Source organism: Streptomyces sp. NRRL S-87, assembly GCF_000719335.1.
Taxonomy (GTDB): Bacteria; Actinomycetota; Actinomycetes; order Streptomycetales; family Streptomycetaceae; genus Streptomyces.
In genome coordinates this window covers 1-5,573 of sequence record NZ_JOGB01000114.1, presented here as the reverse complement: position 1 = coordinate 5,573, position 5,573 = coordinate 1, and the positions used below count along the sequence as shown (strand labels likewise).

At 75.0% G+C, this 5,573-nt stretch carries 5 protein-coding genes and 1 pseudogene; 2 read left to right on the top strand and 4 right to left on the bottom strand.

Annotated elements, in window-relative coordinates; all coding sequences use genetic code 11:
* Nucleotides 1–574 precede the first annotated feature (574 nt).
* The 4 genes from IF43_RS0135015 to IF43_RS0135000 form a co-directional block, all read right to left on the bottom strand.
* Nucleotides 575–1,783, bottom strand: coding sequence for a lipid-transfer protein (locus tag IF43_RS0135015; RefSeq protein WP_030210777.1), 1,209 nt, complete (start codon nt 1,781–1,783; stop codon nt 575–577).
* Complete coding sequence (locus tag IF43_RS0135010) at nt 1,780–2,235, bottom strand: Zn-ribbon domain-containing OB-fold protein (RefSeq protein ID WP_030210774.1); 456 nt, start codon at nt 2,233–2,235, stop codon at nt 1,780–1,782. Before IF43_RS0135010 ends, IF43_RS0135015 begins: the two co-directional genes overlap by 4 nt.
* 101 nt (nt 2,236–2,336) lie before the next feature.
* Nucleotides 2,337–2,690, bottom strand: a complete 354-nt coding sequence (locus IF43_RS0135005) for a DUF962 domain-containing protein (protein ID WP_030210772.1) — start codon at nt 2,688–2,690, stop codon at nt 2,337–2,339.
* Nucleotides 2,594–3,490 (bottom strand): M15 family metallopeptidase, encoded by an 897-nt coding sequence (locus IF43_RS0135000; RefSeq protein ID WP_078910682.1) that lies wholly within the window; start codon nt 3,488–3,490, stop codon nt 2,594–2,596. The genes IF43_RS0135005 and IF43_RS0135000 overlap by 97 nt, the downstream gene beginning before the upstream one ends.
* Before the next feature lie 24 nt (nt 3,491–3,514).
* Between IF43_RS0135000 and IF43_RS0134995 the strand changes: the two genes are divergently transcribed.
* Nucleotides 3,515–4,030, top strand: a complete 516-nt coding sequence (locus IF43_RS0134995) for an NUDIX domain-containing protein (RefSeq protein ID WP_234332646.1) — start codon at nt 3,515–3,517, stop codon at nt 4,028–4,030.
* Nucleotides 4,031–4,195: 165 nt separating this feature from the next.
* Nucleotides 4,196–5,573 (top strand): annotated as a pseudogene (locus IF43_RS0134990) (delta-60 repeat domain-containing protein); the annotation flags it as partial.

Here is a 5,573-nt window from a genome sequence, read left to right as displayed (position 1 = left end):
GCTTGACAGGGGCGGCCTGCAGGCCCTGCGGCAGGCCCACCCCTGGGGCAAGCGGCTTCGCCGTGGCCTGCGGCCACCCCAGGCCCGGGCCTGCCTCCGGTCCAGCCTGCCACCCCTGTCAAGCGCCTCCCCCACACACCACGGGACCCACCAGGCACCGCCAAAGAAGGACCAGCAGGGGAGGGGGTCGACGGCCACTGGACCGACTTCGCCTCAGCCACGTAAGGCAGGCTGGTCCGGAGGCAGGCCCGGGCCAGGGGTGGCCGAAGGCCAGGGCGAAGCCCCAAAGCCCCTGGGGTGGGCCTGCCGCAGGGCCTGCAGGCCATACCGGGTCAAGCGGCGAGGGGACCCACACACCACGGGGCACTTCCGCAGCCCCGGACCGCCTCCACCACCGGCCGTACCGACCCCGCAGGACAACCCCCTGCCGACCGGCGCCCACACGGGCACGACCGGCGCCCACACGGGCACGAGCGGCGCCCACACGGGCACGACCCCGGTCACCGCCCCGCCACGCGTCCGCTCCCGCCACCGGTCACCCCCCACCGGTCACGCCCCGCCACCCTCACTCACCTCACCTCACCGCCACGATCGCCGACCCGTGCCCGAACAGCCCCTGGTTCGCCGTGATTCCGGCACGGGCGGCCGGCACCTGGCGGTCGCCCGCCGTGCCGCGCAGCTGCCACGTCAGTTCGCACACCTGGGCGATGGCCTGGGCCGGGACCGCCTCCCCGAAGGAGGCCAGGCCACCGCTGGGGTTGACCGGGATCCGGCCGCCCAGGGCGGTGGCGCCCTCGCGCACCAGCTTGGCGCCCTCGCCCTCGCCGCACAGGCCGATGTCCTCGTACCACTCCAGTTCCAGGGCGGTGGACAGGTCGTAGACCTCGGCCAGCGACAGGTCCTCGGGTCCGAGGCCGGCCTCCTCGTACGCCGCACGGGCGATCGCGGAGCGGAAGCTCCCCGGGGCCGGCTCGACGGCCGCCGCGGAGTCCGTGCCGATGTCCGGGAGGTCGAGGACCGTCCGCGGGTAGGTCGGGGTCACCGTCGAGACCGCACGGATCCGCACCGGGTCCGTGACCCCCCGCGCGCGGGCGAACTCCATGCTGGTCAGGACCAGGGCGGCGGCGCCGTCCGAGGTCGCGCAGATGTCCAGCAGGCGCAGCGGGTCGGCGACCACCGCGGACGCGGCCACCTCGTCGGCGGTCACGGGCTTGCGATAGCGGGCGTTGGGGTTGAGCGCGCCCGCGGCCGCGTTCTTCACCTTGACCTGGGCGAAGTCCTCCGGGGTGTCGCCGTACACCGCCATCCGGCGGCGCGCGAACAGTGCGAAGTACGCGGGGTTCGTCGCGCCCAGCACCCGGAAGCGCACCCAGTCGGGGTCGTCCGGGCGGTCGCCGCCCGCCGGGGCGAAGAACCCCTTGGGCGCCGCGTCCGCGCCCACCACGAGCACCACGTCGGCCAGCCCCGCCAGGATCTGGGCCCGGGCCGTGCCCACCGCCTGGGCGCCCGAGGCGCAGGCCGCGTACACGCTGGTCACGCGCGCGCCCTGCCAGCCCAGTGCCTGGGCGAAGGTCGCGCCGGCCACGTAGCCCGGGTACCCGCAGCGCATGGTGTCCGCGCCGACCACCGAGCCCACGTCGGACCAGTCCAGTCCGGCGTCGGCCAGGGCGGCGCGCGCCGCGGCCGTGCCGTACTCGACGAAGCTGCGTCCCCACTTGCCCCACGGGTGCATGCCGGCCCCCAGCACCGCCACGTCCCCGGCCGCACCGCGGATCCCGGTCATGCGCCGACCTCCCGCTCCACGGCCGGCACGGGCCGGAACCGCCACGTGGTCCAGGTGGTGTCCGTGTCCTCGTCGAGGACGCCGGGCACCACCTCGACCTCCATGCCCACGACCAGGTCCGCCGGGGTCACGCCGGGCTCCGCCTGGCCCAGCACGACCATCCGCTCGGCGGCCAGCTCCACCGCGACGAGCGTGTACGGGACCCAGGGCTCCGCCGGATCGGAGACGTACGGCGCGGGCGGCCGGTAGCGCCCGTCGGTGTACGACCAGACGCGGCCGCGCCGGGACAGCGGTACCTCCACCAGCTCGCCCCCGGCGCAGCCGGGGTTGCGGCAGAAGGAGTCCTCGCGGGGGAAGAACACCGAGGTGCAGGCCGTGCACCGGGTCCCCAGCAGCCGGAACTCCTCCTCGCCCGTACCGAGCGCGACGTACCCGAACCATCCCGGCACCACCGGTGTGCGTGTGCGCGGCGTCACGATCCCTCCCCAGGCAGACCTCACCGACCGTCGAACTGACGGTTCGTCAGAAGTCTGCCACGGGGCGGGCCCCCGGGTCAGGGGTTCTCCGCCAGCCACTTCTCCGCGGTCTCGGCGAGCTCCGCGTCCCGGCCGGTCAGCATCATCCGGATCATCTGCGCGTCCCCGCGCAGCGACCAGGCCGGATGCCCGAACGTCGCCGGGTTGTTCCCCTCGATCCAGAAGTGCGCGGGCCAGGCGGTGCCGTACCCGATCAGCGGGAACGCCAGTGCGTACCGCTTCCGCCCGCGCGCCAGCCCGTACGCGGCCACCGCGAGCCCCGTCAGCGTCCCGGTCAGGTGCACCCAGCGCGTCGCGGCGCGGGAGTGCATGGCCACGTAGTACGGCCAGAAGTCCTCGTACGACTCGAACGTGCGCTCTGCTGCTGCCATACCGCGACGGTACTGCGGCCCACCCGCAGCGCGACAGGGACGTCGAAGTACGTGTCCGGGTAGGGCTCCGGGCGGTACGTGAAGTGCCACCACTCCTCGGGCAGGTTGACGAAGCCCTGCGCCGCCAGCGCCGCCCCCAGCTCCGTGCGGTGCGCGTGCTGCCGCGGCCCCACCGTCGGGTCCGCCGTGTGCGACACCGGGTCGAAGAGGTCGAAGGGCGACCCCATGTCGACGTCCCCGGGCCGGCCCTCCCGGCCGGGCAGCCGTACGAGCGTCACGTCGACCGTGCTGCCCCTGCTGTGCCCCGACCGCTCGGCGATGTAACCCTCCGCGAACAGCCGGGACTTGTCGACCCGCGGGTAGAACTCCGCCTTGGTCCGCTGGTCCGACGCGTCCCGCGCCCAGCGCACGAAGTGCGCCACCGCCCGGCGCGGCCGGTAGCAGTCGTACACCTTCAGCCCGTACCCCCGCGCGAGCAGCGAGCGCTGCGCCCGGGACAGCGCCTCGGCCGCCGGCCGGGTCAGCAGGCACACGGCCTCCCGGTAGCCGTCCACCCGCGTGCCGGTGAAGTTGTGCGCCGAGGCGTACCGCATCTCCTCGGCGACGCTCGGGTCCACGTCGCGCAGCGCCACGAAGGCGGGCAGCGGCTCAGCACCCGGCCGTGCCACACCCGCCCGAGCCACCGCCCCGCCCGCCACGTCGCCCGCCGCCCCGCCCACCGTCGCGAGCAGCAGGCACGCGGCGCCCGCCGTCCCGAGCAGGCAGCGGATTCCGATCCGTCCGACATCCAGCCGTCGCATGCCCCTTCCTCTACCATCCCCCACGTGTCAGCACCGGTGAAGGACTCGCACTGCTCCTCCTGCGGAGCCCCCTACGACTCCGCCGCGGCCCCCTGGCCCCGCACCTGCGCGGCCTGCGGCAGCACCGCCTACCGCAACCCGCTCCCCGTGGCCGTGGCCCTGCTCCCCGTCACCGACGGCCGGGGCGCCGGGCTCGTCGTCATCACCCGCACGATCGAACCGGCCCGCGGCGGCACCGCCCTCCCCGGGGGCTTCATCGACCACGGCGAGGACTGGCGGGACGCCGTGGTCCGCGAACTGCGGGAGGAGACCGGCATCCAGGCGCCGGCCGGCCAGGTCGCCCTCGCCGACGCACTCAGCTCCCCGGCCGGCCACCTGCTCCTCTTCGGCCTGCTGCCGCCCCGCCCCGCGACCGACCTGCCCGCGCCCGTCGCCACCGACGAGACCACCGGCTGGCACGTCCTGCGCGCCCCCGGCCCGCTGGCGTTCCCCCTGCACACGCAGGCCGCGGCGGCCTGGTTCGCGGGCCGCTACGGCTGACGTCGGCGCGTTCCCGCAGTCGTCCGCGTGACCCGTCCGTCACTCCTGCGGGTGGAACCGGGCGGTCCAGTGGGCCCACTACCGGCCCGCCGAGGTCCCGCCCGGGTCCGCCGTGCCCGAAAGCTGGGTCGCCCCCCAGGACCCCACGGACGGAAGTGGTCCCCCATGCCCCTGCACACCCCGCGGCGCCGGGCCCGACGCGCCCGCACGGCGGCCGCCGCAGCCCTGGCGCTCGTACTCGGCCTGCCCGGAGCGGCCGTGGCCGCTCCTGGCGATCTGGACCCGACGTTCAGCGGCGACGGCAAGGTCGTCACCCACGTGACCGGTTACGAGGACATCGCGGGCATGGCCGTCCAGCCCGACGGCAAGATCGTCACGGTCGGCAGCGGCTACTTCGACGAGACCAGCGGCGATTTCGTGCTGGTGCGCCACAACCCCGACGGCAGTCTCGACACGGGCTTCGGCGGCGACGGCATCGTCACCACCGACTTCGACGTCAACAACGACGAGGCCCGGGCCGTGGCCCTGCAGCCCGACGGCAAGATCATCGCGGTCGGCGGTTCCACCTCGATCGCAGGCTACGGCGACTGGGTGGCGGCCCGCTACAACCCCGACGGCAGCCTGGACACCGCCTTCGACGGCGACGGCAAGGCGGTCGCGGACATCGACCCCGACGCGATCGAGACAGCCATGGCCGTCGCGGTACAGCCCGACGGCCGGATCGTCGCCGGCGGCGAGAGCACCGGGGTCTGGTCGCTGGCGCGCTGGAACGCCAACGGCGCCCTCGACACGGGCTTCGACGGCGACGGCATCGTCACCACCGACTTCCCCGGCGGCTGCTGCGACGGGGTCACCGACCTGGCGCTGCAGCCCGACGGCCGCATCGTCGCCGCCGGCTACACCACCTCGGGCTTCACCCTGGCCCGCTACCAGGCGAACGGCAGCCTCGACACCGGTTTCGACGGCGACGGGCGGGTCACTCCCGGCTTCGGGTCGGCGGTCCGCGGCGTCGCACTGCAGTCCGACGGACGGATCGTCGTCGCGGGGGCCGACGGCAGCGCCTTCGGACTGGCCCGGTTCACCGCCGCCGGCGCGCTCGACCCGACCTTCGACGGTGACGGCAGGGTGACCACCGGCTTCGGCACCGCGGCGGCCGCCGCCCAGGACGTGGCGCTCCAGCCGGACGGCAGGATCGTCGCCGCCGGCTCCTCCAACGGCGACTTCGCGCTCGCCCGCTACGACACCAACGGCGCTCCGGACACCGGCTTCAGCGGTGACGGACGCCTGACGACCGACTTCGGCGGTCCCGACGACCAGGCCACGTCCGTGGCCCTGCAGCCCGACGGCAAGATCCTCGCCGCCGGGCTCGCCGGCACCGCCATCAGCAGCGACTCGGACCGCGCCGTGGCCCGCTACCTCGGCGGTGGCGGCACCGTGCCGCCGTCCGCGTCCGCGGACCTGTCGGTGACGGCGTCCGGTCCGACGTCGGTGAGCATCGGTGACCAGGCGACGTACACGGTCCGGGTGACCAACGCGGCGTCCT

Excerpts from the sequence above, each read along its gene's own strand:
- IF43_RS0135005 (WP_030210772.1), bottom strand. The coding sequence starts at position 2,690 with ATGGCAGCAGCAGAGCGCACGTTCGAGTCGTACGAGGACTTCTGGCCG.
- IF43_RS0135015 (WP_030210777.1), bottom strand. The coding sequence starts at position 1,783 with ATGACCGGGATCCGCGGTGCGGCCGGGGACGTGGCGGTGCTGGGGGCC.
- IF43_RS0135000 (WP_078910682.1), bottom strand. The coding sequence starts at position 3,490 with ATGCGACGGCTGGATGTCGGACGGATCGGAATCCGCTGCCTGCTCGGG.